We start from the raw sequence: 16,669 nt of genomic DNA, 5'->3' as shown, positions 1-16,669 counted from the left end.
AAAAGTCAGCGAGCCGGGTGCGAAGCCACGGCGGGGGAGGTGTCGGGGGCTTGCGGGTCATCGATTTCAAGGCGCTTGAGTGGCCCGACGATGATCAGGTAGGCGAACGCACCCAGCAGGCCCATGGCGGCAACGTAGACAAGGGCAGCATCGAAGGACGCGCCCTTGACCAGCAGGCCGATGGCGATCGGGGTGACGATGCTGGCGATGTTGCCGCAGAAGTTGAACATCGCACCGCTGGTGCCCATGGCGTGCTTGGGCGACACGTCGCCAACGATGCACCAGCCGAGGTTGCCGACACCCTTGGCGAAAAAGGCGATGGACATCACCAGGATCACCAGTGCGATCGACTGGGTATAGTTGGCCACCACGATACTGCTCGACAGCAGCAAGCCGCAGATGATCGGGGTCTTGCGTGCGGCGGTGAGGCTGAAGCCTTTCTTGAGCATCCAGTCCGACCACACGCCACCGATCATGCCGCCCAGGCACCCGGCCACGGGAGGGATGGCCGCGACCAGCCCGACCTTGAGCAAGGTCATGCCCTTGGCTTCGATCAGGTAGGTGGGGAACCAGGTCAGGAAGAACCAAGTGATTGAGGTGAGGCAGAACTGGCCCAGATAGATGCCCACCATCATGCGATTGGCAGAGATGGCCCGCAGGCGCGCCCAGCTGAACGGTGTCTTGATCTCGCCCAAGTCGGGCAGGCCGCCGCCGGCTTCGATGTAGTCCAGTTCGGCCTGGTTGACCCGTTTGTCACGGCGCGGCTCATGCACGAACTTGAACCACAACAGGCCGATCAGGATGCCGGCGCCGCCGGTCCAGAAGAACACGTGCTGCCAGCCAAAACTGTTGAGCAGCAGCACCATCAGCGGGGTGAAGGCGGCCAGGGCGAAGTACTGCGCAGACTGGAAGATCGCGGTGGCCAGGCCACGCTCATGGCGCGGGAACCACATCACCGTCAGGCGATTATTGGCCGGGAACGCCGGCGACTCGGCCACGCCCATCATGAAGCGCAGCACGAACAGCGCCAGGAACGCCGAGCTGAACAGGTCGACGAAGCCCTGCAGGAAGGTGAACGTCGACCAGATGATCAGGCTCATGCCCAGCACCAGGCGCGAGCCGAAGCGGTCGAGGATCACACCGCCCGGCAGTTGCATGCTGGTGTAGGCCCAGCCGAAGGCGGAAAACGCGATGCCCATGGTCACGGCGTCAAAGCCCAGGTCGGCACGCATGGCGGGGGCGGCGATCGACAGGGTGGCGCGGTCGACGTAGTTGAACACGGTGACGATGAAGATCATCGCCAGGATCAGGTAGCGGACGTTGGTCCTGGCTGCCTCGGTGGTTGGAGTAATCACTGTTGTTTTCCTTGTTGTGATGGCGTTTCTGGATTTGCCCTCTGCCATGATTGCGCAATCATAACGAGGTCAAAAAAACAGCCATCAGCAAAAGGCAGCGGTTGGCTGTGTGTTTGATCTTACAATGATTGCGCAATCATTCAAGACTGCATTTGCTTGCCCGATGAAAAAACTCAGCGGCTCTGTGATCGATGAGGGTGAGTGAATGCTGCCGGCCAACGGGGCGGTGGCCAAGCAGCGCCTGAGTAAACATCCCCTGTTACAGACGCGCGGTGATAACTTCCCACGCACCTGCTACGTTTACCACTCATAAGCTTGTCATCATTCCTTCATCCTGCCCGCATAGGTTGAAGACATGACCAACGAAGATAACGAGTGCAAGAGGACGCAGGGCAATGGATGATTATCAGGAAGAGCTGCTCGAATTCCAGGCTTATGAACTGGATACCCCGGAACCGGCGGACGACGCCACCGAGCTCTAACCCACCCGCCGCTGACTGCGGCGAAACTCCCCTGGTGTGAGGCTTGTCCAGCGCTTGAATGCGCGCTGGAAGGCTTCGGCCGATGCAAACCCCAACAAGTAGGCGATCTCGCCAAAGGCCAGTTCCGTGTCGCGGATGTAGGTCTCGGCCAGGTCGCGCCGTGTGTCGTTGAGCAGGTCGCGAAAGCGCGTGCCTTCATCGGCCAGCTTGCGGCGCAAGGTCCAGGTGGGCATGTGCAGGTGCTGCGCCACTTCCTCAAGGTCGGGTTCGCGGCCACCGTTAAGCAGTGGGCCGAGCAGGTGGGTGATGCGCTCGCCCAGGCTGCGCACCCGCGTGCGCTGGGCCAACTCTGCTTCGCACAGCTGCAACAGGTGTTGCCAGGTGCTCGGGCAGTGCAGAGGGTTGATCACGCCCAGCGTGGCGCGGCTCAGTCGCAGTTGATTTCCTGCGGCGCCAAACTGCACAGGCGTTGCGCTCAAGGGTGCATAGGCAGCAGCGTAGGGAGGTGCTTCAAACTCGATTTCCAGCCGTTCGGCCTGCAGGGTGACGCCTGCCAGCCCTGACAGCTGGGCCAGCCAGCCGGTCAGCAGCGAGTCGACCACGAAGCGGTTGTAGCCGTTGTAGGGGCTGATCGAGTAAAAGCGCAGCCACGCCCCATGGGCGTCTTCGTAAAAACCGGAATGGCCACGGTAGTTGGCGGCATACAACGGCTCAAAGCGAAGCAGGGTGCGTGCTGCCTCACCCACGGTGGGTGCCTGGGCCGCCGTTACCCCCGCCAGCCCGGCCTGGGCAAGCCGGCTCAGGCGCCCCATGTACAGGCCAAGCCCCATTTCGCCAGACAGTTCGATGGCGGCATGGCCCAAGTGCATGTAGCGGGGGATCGATAAGCGTGCGCCGGCTTCGGCAAGGCGCTGTGCATCCAGCCCATAACGGCGTAGCAGGGGCTCAGGGTCGTGGCCCAGGCTGTGTAAAGCGTCGGCCAAGGGCTGAACGAAGCCTACCGACAGGTCACCCAGGCGTACACGCGGGCGGGCCATGGGCCTACAACCACAGGTTGAGCAGGCGGGCACCCTGACTGGGCGGGCCTGCCAGCAATGCGCCTGCCTGGTGGGCAAACCCTTGGCCGTCGCTGCCGTGTTCCCAGAACTGCCCACGCATGAATACGCTCATGCTGCTCACGCTGTTATCGGCGGCTTGGGTCAGGCGCTGCCAGGCAGCCTGCTCGCTGACTTCACCGCGTTGCAGCGGCAAGGCGGCGGTGGCGCCCTGATGGCGATTACCGCGCCAAGGTGCATTCCAGCTGCCCTTGCCGCTGAGGAAAACCGGGTTGGCAATCAACTGCACCTGTTGGTGTTGTAACTGGCGCTGGTTTTCGGGGTACCAGCTGTCACTGCCAATCAGCACTCCCAGCCGCCCGGCCGGGGTTTGCAGCACTTGCAGTGGCTGCTGGCGGCCGTGATGGATGTAGCGGCGCATTTCGCTGTCCGGGTATTGCTGGCGCTGTGGCTGCCCCAGCAATGAGCCGTCGGCGGCGAACACGACACTGCTGTTGAACAGGGGGCCTCGGCCCGTGTGCAACATGCCTTTTTCCACGTAAGGGGCGGGTAGCACGATCGAGCCCGCCACCAGTGTCACCCCAAATTCCTTGGCCAGCCCGCCAAACAGCTGCTGGTAATCGCTGGCCATCTGCTGCGCCTTCATGCGCAGGTGGGCGTCGGCCCGCCGGTCGTCGCCGCTGGCACCCAGCATGGCCAGGCCATAGCGCAGCGGGTTGCTCAGCTCCAGCCATTGCTCGGCTTCACGGCTTTGGGTTACCTGGTACAGCTCGTTCTTCTCGCCACGGGCCCACAGCCAGGTGCCGATGTGTTCCGGCATGACCACCACGGTGCGCGGCCCGATGAGGCCTTTGTCACGGGCTTGCGTAAGGTAGGCAGACAGCTTGCGGTGCAGGCGTTGCAGGTTTTGGTAGTCACTGGGGTAGAGCAGGGGTTCCACGCCCAACAGGTTGCCGCGCTCGCCAGGTACGCCATGGTTCAGCGCCAGCTCGATGCGCAGGTCGGAAAGGTAGTGGCCTTCCGGGCGTTGCAGGGTCCAGAAGCCGTAGCCGCAGAGTGCGGCGATCATTACCAGCGCCAGCGCGCTCGCCAGGAGTTTTCGCATGCAGCCTTCGTGTACCGTCGTGAAGGAAAGCTCCTAGAGTAGTCGTGCTGTGCAGGAGGATCAATAACTTGTCAGTTTCGATCATTGAGCCTGTTCAAACGGCTGTTTAATGTCGGTAGCAGACAAACGACGGGGCCCACTGAGGCACCCGCATTCCGTGATCACGCCACCAAGGGAACCGCTCCATGGCTGCCGACCGCTATCCGCACCTGCTGGCCCCGCTCGACCTGGGCTTCACTACCCTGCGCAACCGCACCTTGATGGGTTCCATGCACACCGGCCTCGAAGAGCGCCCGGGCGGCTTCGAGCGCATGGCCGCTTATTTTGCCGAGCGCGCCCGGGGGGGCGTGGGCCTGATGGTGACCGGCGGCATCGCCCCGAATGATGAAGGTGGAGTGTACTCCGGCGCAGCCAAGCTCAGCACCGAAGAAGAGGCAGACAAGCACCGCATCGTCACCGAAGCCGTGCATGCCGCTGGTGGCAAAATCTGCCTGCAGATCCTGCATGCCGGGCGCTATGCCTACAGCCCGCGCCAGGTCGCACCGAGTGCCATTCAAGCGCCGATCAACCCGTTCAAGCCCAAGGAGCTGGACGAGGCTGGCATCGAGAAGCAGATCGCCGATTTCGTCAATTGCGCCGTGCTGGCCCAGCGCGCGGGTTACGACGGCGTCGAGGTGATGGGCTCGGAAGGCTATTTCATCAACCAGTTCCTCGCGGCCCATACCAATCACCGTACTGACCGCTGGGGCGGCAGCTACGAAAACCGCATGCGCCTGGCGGTGGAAATCGTCAGCCGGGTACGTGACGCGGTGGGCCCGAATTTCATCATCATCTTCCGCCTGTCGATGCTGGACCTGGTGGAGGGCGGCAGCACCTGGGATGAAATCGAACTGTTGGCCAAGGCCATTGAGCAGGCTGGGGCCACGCTGATCAACACCGGCATCGGCTGGCACGAAGCACGCATCCCGACCATCGCCACCAAGGTACCGCGCGCAGCGTTCAGCAAGGTAACCGCCAAGTTGCGTGGGGCGGTGAGCATTCCGCTGATCACCACCAACCGCATCAACACGCCGGAGGTGGCGGAGGCCGTGCTGGCCGAGGGGGATGCCGACATGGTATCGATGGCCCGGCCGTTCCTGGCCGACCCGGACTTCGTCAACAAGGCTGCCGAAGGGCGCAGCGACGAAATCAACACCTGCATCGGCTGCAACCAGGCGTGCCTGGACCACACCTTTGGTGGCAAGCTGACCAGTTGCCTGGTCAACCCACGTGCCTGTCACGAAACCGAACTCAATTACCTGCCCGTGCGGGCGGTGAAGCGCATTGCCGTGGTTGGCGCTGGCCCGGCTGGCCTGGCGGCCGCCACCGTGGCTGCCGAGCGCGGCCACGAGGTGACGCTGTTCGATGCCGCCAGCGAAATTGGCGGGCAGTTCAACGTGGCCAAGCGGGTGCCGGGCAAGGAAGAGTTTTACGAGACCTTGCGTTACTTCCGCCACAAAGTGAAAAACACCGGTGTCGAACTGCGCCTGAACACCCGAGTAGATGTGCCGGCGCTGGTGGGCGGTGGCTATGACGAGATCATCCTGGCAACGGGCATTGCGCCGCGTACGCCTGCAATCCCTGGGGTCGAACACGCCAAGGTGCTCAGCTACCTCGACGTGCTGCTGGAGCGCAAGCCGGTCGGCGAGGCGGTGGCCGTGATCGGTGCGGGCGGTATCGGCTTCGATGTCTCCGAGTATCTGGTGCATAAGGGTGTAGCCACCAGCCAGGACCGTGAGGCGTTCTGGAAGGAGTGGGGCATCGATACCGGGCTTGAAGCACGCGGTGGTGTGGCGGGGGTAAAAGCCGAACCGCATGCGCCGGCACGCCAGGTGTACCTGCTGCAGCGCAAGAAAACCAAGGTGGGCGACGGCCTGGGCAAGACCACCGGCTGGATCCACCGCACCGGGCTGAAGAACAAGCAGGTGCAGATGCTGAACAGCGTCGAGTACCTGGGCATCGACGATGCCGGCCTGCACATTCGCATTGGTGAAGGCGAGCCGCAGGTGCTGGCGGTGGACAACGTGGTGATCTGCGCGGGCCAGGACCCGCTGCGCGAACTGCATGAAGGGCTGTTGGCGGCGGGGCAGTCGGTTCACCTGATTGGTGGCGCGGATGTGGCGGCGGAGCTGGATGCCAAGCGGGCGATCAACCAAGGGTCGCGGTTGGCGGCGGAGTTGTAAGATTGCGAGGCTTCGTGATGGATGGCACCGGCTTTGCCGGTGTTCGCGGCTAAAGCCGCTCCTACAGGGGGCTGCGCGTGCCGCACATGTAGCGGTAGACTGCCGCCATGCCTAATTGCCTCTCGAAAGCCCCGCTTCAACCGCTGACGCTGCCTTGGCTGCACACCGCAGGTATCGAGGCAGCCATCCTGCGCCTGGACCTGATCGACCCGCTGATCAGCGGCAACAAATGGTTCAAACTCCGCCATCACCTCGATCAGGCCCACGCCGCAGGTGCCCTGGGCCTGATCAGCCTGGGTGGCAACCATTCCAACCACCTCCACGCCCTGGCCGCTGCCGGCAAGCGCTTCGGCTTCCGAACCGCCGGCCTTTTGCGTGGCCACCCTCAGGACACGCCCACCGTACGTGATCTGCAAGCACTGGGCATGGAGCTTCACTGGCTGGGCTACGGCGCTTACCGCAGCCGCCATGAGCCTGGATTCTGGGCGCCATGGCAGGCACGTTACCCCGGCTGGCACTGCATCCCCGAGGGCGGCGGCGGGCTGGCGGGCGCGAAGGGTTGCGCCTTGATCGTCGAGCAGGCCCAAGCGCAACTGCCTACCTTGGGCTGGCCCGATTTTGACGCGTGGTGGCTGGCGGCCGGTACCGGGACGACCCTGGCAGGGCTGGTGCTGGCCGAAGCGGGCAGGCGTGCCGTCCACGGAGCGCTGGCGGTGCCAATGGACCACGGTGTACCGCAGGCGGTCGCCGAGCTGGCCGGCGCCCACGGTTACCAGCTGCATGACGCCTGCCGCGGCGGCTTTGCCAAGCTCGACGATGAACTGCTGGCTTTCATCGACACCACCGAGCAGCAAACCGGTGTGCCACTTGAAGCCCTTTACACCGGTAAAGCACTGATGGCCCTGCGCGATCAGGTTCAAGCCGGGCTGTTCGTACCCGGCACTCGCCTGGTCTTCGTGCACACCGGTGGCCTGCAGGGCCGGCGCGGCTACTTGTAGGGCAGCATGCGCAGCAAGGTGTTGTCGCGCTGCACAAAGTGGTGGAACAGCCCGGCCACGGCGTGCAGGCCGATCAGCCAGTAGCCCCAGCTGCCCACCCGTTCGTGCCAGCCTTTGATGAACTTGGCCTGGTCCGGGTCCGCGCCGATCAGGTGCGGCAGTTCAAGCCCGTAGAACGGCACCGGTTTGTCGGCGGCGCTGAGGATCAGCCAGCCGGCCAGCGGCAGGCCAATCATCATCAGGTACAAAAGCGCATGCATCAGGTGCGCAAGGCCAATCTGCCAGGCGGGTGGCTTGGGCACGATCGGCGGGGTGGGGTGGCTCAGGCGCACGGCCAGGCGCAGCCACACCAGCACGAACACGCTCAGGCCGAGCATGAAGTGCAGGTCTTTCATCAGGTTGCGCTCGGCACTGTCCTTGGGGAACAGGCCGCGCAGCTCGATGCAGGCGTACACGGCGGCCAATAGCACCAGCATCAGCCAGTGCAGGGCGATGGACAGGCGCGCGTAGTGGGTCGCGGGGGTGGACGAAACCATGTTGGATCCTCGTCATCAGGCCGATGGAAGCGCTCTTGCTGGCGCTTGCTGATAACTGTAGTGATTGTTTCAGCCTGTGCCGGGCCAGTGATCGCCGACCAGAAATAGCCGCTCACGCTCCTGCCAACTTCCGTCTGCCTCCTGATCAACGCGCACCAGCAATTGCGCGGGTGCCTCGTTATCCAGCGCCGCCAACCAGCCCTCGAACTGCTCAACTGGCCAGCGTTCATTGGCGTCAAACCGCGCCGGTGCAAGCCAGGCATGCCTGGCCAGTGGTTGCCAGTGCTCACCCGCAACTCCTGCCCAGTCCCGCCGCCGCACCCAGCGCCCGCGCAGGTGCTGCGGGTTGGCTCCCGCGGGCGGTTGTGTGTGCCCGGGCCGCGGGTAGAAAAGGTACCCACCCAGCCACACATGGGCCTGCAGTTGCCTCACTTCCAGCCGTTCCAGCACCTCTCGGCTGTGCGGGTTAGCCGACATCGGCAACTGATGCCCCATCAAGTGCGCCAGTTTGTTGCCAAGCCGGTCATGGCTACCCGGCCCGATCCATTGCAACGGGTCACGGCCATCGCCAGCCACCGGCCCAAGATACAGCTTGATGGCCAGTTCCAGGTGATGCGTACCGTCGCGGTCACGCAGCAGTACGTCCAGTTCACCCAGCGTATGCCCACCGTTGCGGATCGCAAGGTTGGCGGCCAGCAGTTCAACTCCGGGCGCGCGGGCCAGGGCAAACTGCCACAAGCGTTCGTAGTAAAGCCCCAGGCGCCGGCTGGTCAGGGCTGCCAGCCAGTCGCGCAGGGGCTGGCTGTCGCGGTCCAGCGCCAGCAACCAGTCCTGCAGGCGCTGCGGGTCGTGCGCCCAGTCGCTGCCTGCCAGCGGGTGGCGCTGGGGGCAGGGCGGTGCATTCAGCAGCGGCGGTGACAGCAACGTCCAGGCCAGGTCGCGCACGGCAGGGTGTTGCAACTGGCGGGGCAGGGCGTGCAGTTCGGCAAATGGCATCATGCTGCGAGCATAGCCGGTTTGCCGCTGCCCCGTGGTTTCGCCCATAATCCCGGCATAGTCACCCGCCGCAGAGCCTTGCAGGAGCCCCATGGAGCAATTTCGCAATATCGGTATCATCGGACGCCTTGGCAGCTCGCAGGTGCTCGACACCATTCGCCGACTGAAAAAATTCCTCCTCGAGCGGCACCTGCACGTGATCCTCGAGGACACCATCGCCGAAGTCCTGCCCGGCCACGGCCTGCAAACCTCCACCCGCAAGCTGCTGGGCGAGGTGTGCGACCTGGTCATCGTGGTGGGCGGTGACGGTAGCCTGCTGGGCGCCGCCCGCGCCCTGGCCCGGCACAACATTCCGGTGCTGGGCATCAACCGCGGCAACCTGGGTTTTCTCACCGATATTCGCCCGGACGAGCTGGAAGAAAAGGTCGCCGCAGTGCTCGACGGCCATTACCTGGTAGAAAACCGCTTCCTGCTGCAGGCCGAGGTGCGCCGCCACAGCGAGGCCATCGGCCAGGGCGATGCGCTCAACGACGTGGTGCTGCACCCCGGCAAGTCCACGCGCATGATCGAATTCGAAATCTATATCGACGGCCAGTTCGTCTGCAGCCAGAAGGCCGACGGCCTGATCGTCGCCACCCCCACCGGCTCCACGGCCTATGCGCTGTCGGCCGGCGGCCCGATCATGCACCCCAAGCTCGACGCCATCGTCATCGTGCCGATGTACCCGCACACCCTCTCGGGCCGGCCGATCGTGGTGGACGGTAACAGCGAGCTGAAGATCGTGGTGTCCAAAGACCTGCAGATCTACCCGCAAGTGTCCTGCGACGGCCAGAACCACTTCACCTGTGCCCCCGGCGACACCATCACGGTCAGCAAGAAACCGCAGAAACTGCGCCTGATCCACCCGCTGGACCACAATTATTACGAAGTGTGCCGCACCAAGCTCGGCTGGGGCAGCCGCCTGGGAGGCAGGGACGACTGATGCTCGATCCGGCGCGAAGTTTCGATATCATCGGCGACGTGCACGGCTGTGCACTGACCCTCGAACGCCTGCTCGACACCCTCGGCTACAAGCGAGTCGGCGGGGTGTGGTGCCACCCACGGCGCCAGGCGCTGTTCCTCGGCGACATCGTTGACCGTGGCCCGCGCATCCGCGAGGCCCTGCACATCGTCCATGACATGGTCGAGGCCGGCCAGGCGTTCTGCATCATGGGCAACCACGAGTACAACGCCCTGGGCTGGGTGACCCCGGCACTGCCCGGCAGCGGCAAGGCTTTTGTGCGCGAGCACACTCCACGCCATGCCCGGCTGATCGACGAAACCCTCACCCAGTTCGCCCACCACCCGGGCGACTGGCACGATTTCCTGCAGTGGTTTTACGACATGCCGCTGTTCGTCGATGCCGGGCGCTTCCGCCTGGTGCACGCCTGCTGGGACCCACGCCTGATCGAACCCTTGCGCCAGCAGTACCCGCACGGGCGCATCGACGAGCACTTCATCCAGGCTTCGGCAGTGCCCGGCAGCTTTGCCGCCACCGTGTGCAACCGCCTGCTGCGCGGCACCGACATGCGCCTGCCTGACGGCCTGACCCTGACCGGCGGCGACGGCCTGACCCGCGCCTTCTTCCGCACCAAGTTCTGGGAAGAAGACCCGCAAACCTACGGTGACATTGTCTTCCAGCCCGATGCGCTGCCCGACGAAGTGGCCCGCACGCCGCTCAGCCACACCGAAAAGAACGCGTTGTTGCGCTACGGTGAGGACGAACCGTTGCTGTTTGTCGGCCATTACTGGCGCAGCGGCCGCCCGTTGCCGATACGCGGCAACCTGGCGTGTCTGGACTACAGCGCCGTGCTATACGGCAAACTGGCGGCCTATCGGCTGGATGATGAAACCCGCATAGACCCGCACAAGTTCGTGTGGGTCGACGTTGACCGACCGCAGGCCAACCAATGAACATTGTTGAAGTGATGCGCCTGCCGCTGGCGGTCGACCTCAGCGGCTTCGTGCACCTGCTGCAACGCCTGCAGGTGCCGCACCGGGTCAGCGAAGAGGGCGACGTACAAGTGCTGTGGGCCCCCGACACCCTCGCCGCCGATGTACGCGAACTCTACCAGCGCTACCCGGACGGCAACGCTGACGTGGAACTGGCCCCTGTGGGAGCGGATTCACCGAGCCGTCGGACCGCCGCGATAGCCCCATCACCGCCCTCCCTGACAGACCAGGCCAAAGCCTGCAAAGTCACCACCTTCACCCTGTTCCTCTGCCTGGTGGTCGCCGGCCTCACGGGCCTTGGCGAAAACCTCACCACCATCAGTTGGTTCACCTTCCTCGATTACCGCGTCCAGGGCGAATACCTGCACTTCACCCCGCTGGCCCAGGGCCTGGCCGAGGGCCAGTGGTGGCGCCTGGTGTCGCCCATGCTGCTGCACTTCGGCGTGCTGCACCTGGCCATGAACAGCCTCTGGTACTGGGAGCTGGGCAAACGCATCGAACTGCGCCAGGGCCCGTGGATGCTGCTGGGCCTGACCCTGCTGTTCAGCCTGGTGTCCAATTTCGCCCAGCACTGGACCAGCGGCCCGAGCCTGTTCGGCGGCCTGTCTGGTGTGCTGTACGGCCTGCTGGGCCATGTGTGGCTGTTCCAGTGGCTGGCGCCCAACCGTTATTTCACCCTGCCCAAGGGCGTGCTGGTGATGATGCTCATCTGGCTGCTGATTTGCCTCAGCGGCGTGGTCGGCCAGCTCGGCTTCGGCCAGATCGCCAACGCCGCCCACGTCGGCGGGCTGCTCATCGGCTGCCTCACCGGGCTCTTGGGTGGGGCGCTGGCCCGGCGTAAACTGTCGGCTTGATTTAGGAGACGCTATGTCCACTTTCGCGCAAATGATCGAAAACATTACCCCGGAAATCTACGAAAGCCTGAAAACGGCCGTGGAAATCGGCAAATGGTCGGACGGGCGCAAGCTCACCGCCGAGCAAAAGGAACTGTCCCTGCAGGCGGTGATCGCCTGGGAGATCAAGAACCTGCCCGAAGACCAGCGCACCGGCTACATGGGCCCGCAGGAATGTGCGTCGAAGTCTGCGCCGATCCCCAACATTCTGTTCAAGTCGGACTCGGTACATTGATCGAACTCGCTCGTGGCTCGTTGAGCAAAATGGCGGTCAGCCTGGAAGCACCGCTGGTGCAGTACAGCTTCCGCCTCGATGACACGCAGGTGCCGGTCAACCCGTTGATCGGCCAGCGCCTGCGCCTGGAATACCTTGGCGCCATCCATTGCAGCCATTGTGGCAAACGCACCAAAACCAGCTTCAGCCAGGGCTACTGCTACCCGTGCATGACCAAGCTGGCGCAATGCGACGTGTGCATCATGGCCCCGGAGCGCTGCCACTACGACGCCGGCACTTGCCGTGAGCCGTCGTGGGGTGAGCAGTTCTGCATGACCGATCATGTGGTTTACCTGGCCAACTCGTCGGGCATCAAGGTGGGCATTACCCGTACCACCCAGTTGCCCACCCGCTGGCTCGACCAGGGCGCCAGCCAGGCGCTGCCGATCATGCGCGTGGCCACCCGCCAGCAGTCGGGCCTGGTCGAAGACCTGCTGCGCAGCCAGGTGCCCGACCGCACCAATTGGCGTGCGCTGCTCAAGGGCGATGCCGAAGTGCTCGACCTGGTTGCAACCCGCGAACAGATTTTCGACGCCTGCGCCGATGGCCTGCGCGAGCTGCAAGCGCGCTTTGGCCTACAGGCGATTCAGCCTTTACCCGACGCCGAGGTCGTGCAAATGCGCTACCCGGTGGAGGCCTACCCCAAGAAAATCGTCAGCTTCAACCTGGACAAAGACCCGGTGGTGGAAGGCACGCTGATGGGCATCAAGGGCCAGTACCTGATCTTCGACACCGGCGTGATCAACATTCGCAAGTACACGGCCTACCAACTGGCCGTGCTCCAGTAAAAGGATCTGCACATGCGTACCGAACAACCGCAAGTGATCTACCTGAAGGATTACCAGGCGCCCGAGTACCTCATCGATGAGACGCACCTGACCTTCGAGCTGTTCGAGGACCACACGCTGGTCCATGCGCAACTGGTCATGCGCCGCAACCCGGCACGCGGTGCCGGCTTGCCGCCGCTGGTGCTCGATGGCCAGCAGCTGGAGCTGCTGCGCGCCTCGCTGAACGACCAGGAGCTGCAGGCGAGCGACTACCAGCTCGAAGCCGACAGCCTGACCGTGCAGCCCAAGGCCGAGCGCTTCACCCTCGACACCAGCGTGAAGATCCACCCCGAGAGCAACACCGCGCTCGAAGGCCTGTACAAGTCGGGCAAGATGTTCTGTACCCAGTGCGAGGCCGAGGGTTTCCGCAAGATCACCTACTACCTCGACCGCCCGGATGTGATGAGCACCTTCACCACCACGGTGATCGCCGAGCAGCATCGCTACCCGGTGTTGCTGTCCAACGGCAACCCGATCGGCAGCGGCCCGGCAGAAGACGGCCGCCACTGGGCCACCTGGGAAGACCCGTTCATGAAGCCGGCCTACCTGTTCGCGCTGGTGGCCGGTGACTTGTGGTGTGTGGAGGACAACTTCGTGCGCCAGTCGGGCCGCGATGTGACCCTGCGCATCTACGTAGAGCCCGAGAACATCGACAAGTGCGACCACGCCATGGTCAGCCTGAAGAAGTCCATGCGTTGGGACGAGGAAGTCTACGGCCGTGAGTACGACCTGGACATCTTCATGATCGTCGCGGTCAACGACTTCAACATGGGCGCCATGGAAAACAAGGGCCTGAACATCTTCAACTCCAGCTGTGTGCTGGCCCGCGCCGAAACCGCCACCGATGCCGCCCACCAGCGTGTCGAAGGCGTGGTCGCCCACGAGTACTTCCACAACTGGTCGGGCAACCGCGTCACCTGCCGCGACTGGTTCCAGCTGTCGCTCAAGGAAGGCTTCACGGTGTTCCGCGATGCTGAGTTCAGCGCCGACATGAACTCGCGCACGGTCAAGCGCATCGAGGACGTGGCTTACCTGCGTACCCACCAGTTCGCCGAAGATGCCGGCCCCATGGCCCACCCGGTACGCCCGGACAGCTTCATCGAGATTTCCAACTTTTACACCCTGACCGTGTACGAAAAGGGTGCCGAAGTGGTGGGCATGGTCCGCACGCTGCTGGGCGCGGATGGCTTCCGCAAGGGCAGCGACCTGTACTTCGAGCGCCATGATGGCCAGGCGGTGACCACCGACGACTTCATCAAGGCCATGGAAGATGCCAACGGCGTTGACCTTACCCAGTTCAAGCGCTGGTACAGCCAGGCAGGCACGCCGCGCCTGGAAGTCAGCGAGGCCTACGATGCTGCCGCGCAGACGTACAGCCTGACCTTCCGCCAAAGCTGCCCGCAAACCCCGGACAAGGCCGAAAAGCTGCCGTTCGTGATCCCGGTGGCGCTGGGCCTGCTGGACGCCAACGGCAACGACCTGCCGCTGCAACTGGCCGGCGAACCCGCCGCTGGCGGCACCTCCCGCGTGCTGTCGGTGACCGAGGCCGAGCAGACCTTTACCTTTACAGGCATCACGGCCAAGCCGCTGCCGTCGCTGCTGCGCGGCTTCAGCGCGCCGGTGAAGCTGAGCTTCCCGTACGACCGTGACCAGTTGATGTTCCTGATGCAGCACGACAGCGATGGCTTCAACCGTTGGGAAGCGGGCCAGCAGTTGTCGGTGCAGGTGTTGCACGAACTGATCGGCCAGCATCAGCGTGGCGAAGCCCTGGCGCTTGACCAGCGCCTGATCACCGCACTGGGCACCGTGCTGGCCAATGAGGCGCTGGACCCTGCCATGGTTGCCGAAATGCTGTCGCTGCCGGGTGAGGCGTATCTCACCGAAATCAGCCAGGTGGCGGATGTGGACGCTATTCACGCGGCCCGCGAGTTCGCCCGCCAGCAGATCGCCACGCAGCTGTTCGATGGCCTGTGGGCACGTTACCAGGCGCACCGCGAAGCCTCGCGCAACACGCCTTACGTGGCCGCCGCCGAGCACTTCGCCCGCCGCAGCCTGCAGAACATCGCTTTGTCGTACCTGATGCTCAGCGGTAAGCCGCAGGTGCTGGAGGCGACGCTGGAGCAGTTCGACCAGTGCGATAACATGACCGAACGCCTGACGGCCCTGGCGGTGCTGGTCAACTCGCCGTTCGAGGCAGAGCGCGCCAAGGCGCTGGCAACCTTTGCAGAGCACTTCAAGGACAACCCGCTGGTCATGGACCAATGGTTCAGCGTGCAGGCCGCCAGCGCACTGCCGGGCGGGCTGGCGCGGGTCAAGGCGCTGATGCAGCACCCGGCCTTCACCCTGAAGAACCCGAACAAGGTGCGTGCGTTGGTTGGGGCGTTCGCCGGGCAGAACCTGGTCAACTTCCATGCAGCGGATGGCTCCGGGTATCGATTCCTGGCGGACCTGGTGATCGAGCTGAATGCCCTGAACCCGCAGATCGCATCGCGGCAACTGGCGCCGCTGACCCGCTGGCGCAAGTATGATGACAAGCGTCAGGCGCTGATGAAAGGTGAGCTGGAGCGGATTCTGGCGTCCGGGGCGTTGTCCAGTGATGTGTATGAAGTGGTGAGCAAAAGTCTGGCTTGAGGGCCGTTGGGGCTGCTTTGCAGCCCATCGCGGCGGTCCGACGTCTCGGTAAATCCGCTCCTACACCGTCCCCCTGTAGGAGCGGATTCATCCGCGATGGGCCGCAAAGCGGCCCCTGCTTTTCAGGCGGTTAACAAAACATAACGTCCCACGCGTTGTAATCCCGCAACCTTCCCCGATACGATCCCCCCAAGCCTCTACCTCAGGCGTTTCACAACACAGACCCACCAAGAAAAACACAACAGGGGATGGTCATGAAGGAGCGGGTAATAACGCAACCCAGGCGTTTCGCCTGGCCGTTGGCAGCGGTTGCCGTGTTGGCACTCGGCATGTGGGCCGACAGCGCGCAAGCAGCCGCTGCCGACGAGTATTCCACCGAATCGGCCAAGGCCTCCCAGAGCCTTTTGATCGACGCCACCCACGCCGGCAAGCGCCTGGTGGTGGTGGGTGATCGCGGCCATATTCTGTTCTCCGACGACCAGGGCATCACCTGGACCCAGGCCCGAGTGCCCACCCGGCAGTTGCTCACCGCCGTGTTCTTCCTCGACGACAAGCGCGGCTGGGCCGTTGGCCACGATGCGCAGATCCTCGCCAGCACCGACGGCGGTGCCACCTGGATCAAGCAGTTCGAAGACCTTTCCCGTGAAGCGCCATTGCTCGACATTGCCTTCCTCGACGCCCAGCACGGCTTTGCCGTCGGCGCCTACGGGGCACTGCTCGAAACCACCGACGGCGGCCAGCACTGGCAGGACGTAGCCGAACGCCTGGACAACCCCGACCAATTGCACCTGAACGGCATCGCCGTGGTCAAGGATGCCGGGCTGTTCATCGTTGGCGAGCAGGGCAACATGTTCCGCTCGGGCGACAACGGCACCCGCTGGAACAAGGTCGAAAGCCCCTACGAGGGCTCGCTGTTCGGCGTGATCGGCACCGCCCAGCCCCACACGCTGCTGGCCTACGGCCTGCGCGGCAACCTGTTCCGTTCCACCGATTTTGGCGACAACTGGCAGCCGATCGAACTCAAGGCCGCACGCGGCGACCTCGAATTCGGCCTGGCAAGCGCTACGCTTCTGGATGACGGCAGCCTGGTGCTGGTCGGCAACGGCGGCAGTGTGCTGCGCAGCCAGGATGACGGCCAGACCTTCAGCGTCTACAACCGCGCCGACCGCATTGCCCTGGCCGGCGTCAGTGGCCTGGCCAATGGCGGCCTGCTGCTGGTAGGGCAGGGCGGTGTGCACCTGGCCAACGCCGAAGGTGCCGACCAGGTTGCCGGGGAGGTGCGTCCATGACCAGCAGGGAGAGC

Annotated in this window: 14 protein-coding genes; 9 read left to right on the top strand and 5 right to left on the bottom strand. The window is 64.1% G+C overall.

What is annotated here, in order from left to right:
- Positions 1-5: 5 nt before the first annotated feature.
- From PVV54_RS18105 to PVV54_RS18095, 3 genes are all read right to left on the bottom strand, one after another.
- Positions 6-1,355 carry an MFS transporter gene (locus PVV54_RS18105; protein ID WP_274906576.1) on the bottom strand — a complete coding sequence of 450 codons (1,350 nt, stop codon included), beginning with the start codon at positions 1,353-1,355 and terminating at the stop codon, positions 6-8.
- 478 nt (positions 1,356-1,833) lie between these two features.
- Positions 1,834-2,874, bottom strand: a complete 1,041-nt coding sequence (locus tag PVV54_RS18100; RefSeq protein ID WP_274906575.1) for an AraC family transcriptional regulator — start codon at positions 2,872-2,874, stop codon at positions 1,834-1,836.
- A 4-nt stretch (positions 2,875-2,878) separates the two neighbouring features.
- The gene (locus PVV54_RS18095; RefSeq protein ID WP_274906574.1) at positions 2,879-3,997 is read right to left on the bottom strand and encodes a nitrilase-related carbon-nitrogen hydrolase; all 1,119 of its coding nucleotides are present in this window, start codon (positions 3,995-3,997) and stop codon (positions 2,879-2,881) included.
- Positions 3,998-4,182: 185 nt separating this feature from the next.
- Between PVV54_RS18095 and PVV54_RS18090 the strand changes: the two genes are divergently transcribed.
- Positions 4,183-6,219, top strand: a complete 2,037-nt coding sequence (locus PVV54_RS18090) for an NADPH-dependent 2,4-dienoyl-CoA reductase (protein ID WP_274906573.1) — start codon at positions 4,183-4,185, stop codon at positions 6,217-6,219.
- Between the two features lie 107 nt (positions 6,220-6,326).
- Entirely contained in the window at positions 6,327-7,217 is an 891-nt protein-coding gene (locus tag PVV54_RS18085; protein ID WP_274906572.1) for a 1-aminocyclopropane-1-carboxylate deaminase/D-cysteine desulfhydrase, read from the top strand.
- On the opposite strand, the gene PVV54_RS18080 is transcribed toward PVV54_RS18085, so the two are convergent.
- Positions 7,208-7,753, bottom strand: coding sequence for a cytochrome b (locus PVV54_RS18080; RefSeq protein WP_274906571.1), 546 nt, complete (start codon positions 7,751-7,753; stop codon positions 7,208-7,210). The two genes, PVV54_RS18085 and PVV54_RS18080, sit on opposite strands and share 10 nt — an antisense overlap.
- Before the next feature lie 69 nt (positions 7,754-7,822).
- Positions 7,823-8,842, bottom strand: a complete 1,020-nt coding sequence (locus PVV54_RS18075; RefSeq protein ID WP_274906570.1) for a DUF1853 family protein — start codon at positions 8,840-8,842, stop codon at positions 7,823-7,825.
- Between PVV54_RS18075 and PVV54_RS18070 the strand changes: the two genes are divergently transcribed.
- From PVV54_RS18070 to PVV54_RS18040, 7 genes are all read left to right on the top strand, one after another.
- Positions 8,841-9,731 carry an NAD(+) kinase gene (locus tag PVV54_RS18070; protein WP_274906569.1) on the top strand — a complete coding sequence of 297 codons (891 nt, stop codon included), beginning with the start codon at positions 8,841-8,843 and terminating at the stop codon, positions 9,729-9,731. The two genes, PVV54_RS18075 and PVV54_RS18070, sit on opposite strands and share 2 nt — an antisense overlap.
- Positions 9,731-10,702: a metallophosphoesterase gene (locus tag PVV54_RS18065; protein ID WP_274906568.1), complete on the top strand. Its 972-nt coding sequence runs from the start codon at positions 9,731-9,733 to the stop codon at positions 10,700-10,702. The genes PVV54_RS18070 and PVV54_RS18065 overlap by 1 nt, the downstream gene beginning before the upstream one ends.
- Positions 10,699-11,595, top strand: coding sequence for a rhomboid family intramembrane serine protease (locus tag PVV54_RS18060; protein WP_274906567.1), 897 nt, complete (start codon positions 10,699-10,701; stop codon positions 11,593-11,595). The genes PVV54_RS18065 and PVV54_RS18060 overlap by 4 nt, the downstream gene beginning before the upstream one ends.
- A 13-nt stretch (positions 11,596-11,608) precedes the next feature.
- The gene (locus PVV54_RS18055; protein WP_274906566.1) at positions 11,609-11,869 is read left to right on the top strand and encodes a YeaC family protein; all 261 of its coding nucleotides are present in this window, start codon (positions 11,609-11,611) and stop codon (positions 11,867-11,869) included.
- Complete coding sequence (locus PVV54_RS18050) at positions 11,866-12,696, top strand: DUF2797 domain-containing protein (RefSeq protein WP_274906565.1); 831 nt, start codon at positions 11,866-11,868, stop codon at positions 12,694-12,696. The genes PVV54_RS18055 and PVV54_RS18050 overlap by 4 nt, the downstream gene beginning before the upstream one ends.
- A 12-nt stretch (positions 12,697-12,708) precedes the next feature.
- Positions 12,709-15,366, top strand: a complete 2,658-nt coding sequence (gene pepN, locus PVV54_RS18045) for an aminopeptidase N (protein ID WP_274906564.1) — start codon at positions 12,709-12,711, stop codon at positions 15,364-15,366.
- Between the two features lie 254 nt (positions 15,367-15,620).
- Positions 15,621-16,655: a WD40/YVTN/BNR-like repeat-containing protein gene (locus tag PVV54_RS18040; protein ID WP_274906562.1), complete on the top strand. Its 1,035-nt coding sequence runs from the start codon at positions 15,621-15,623 to the stop codon at positions 16,653-16,655.
- Positions 16,656-16,669 lie beyond the last annotated feature (14 nt).

Origin of the sequence: Pseudomonas sp. PSKL.D1 (assembly GCF_028898945.1) — a bacterium.
GTDB lineage: Bacteria > Pseudomonadota > Gammaproteobacteria > Pseudomonadales > Pseudomonadaceae > Aquipseudomonas.
Note: the sequence above shows the minus strand (reverse complement) of the source record. Positions and strands in the feature narration are given on the sequence as shown.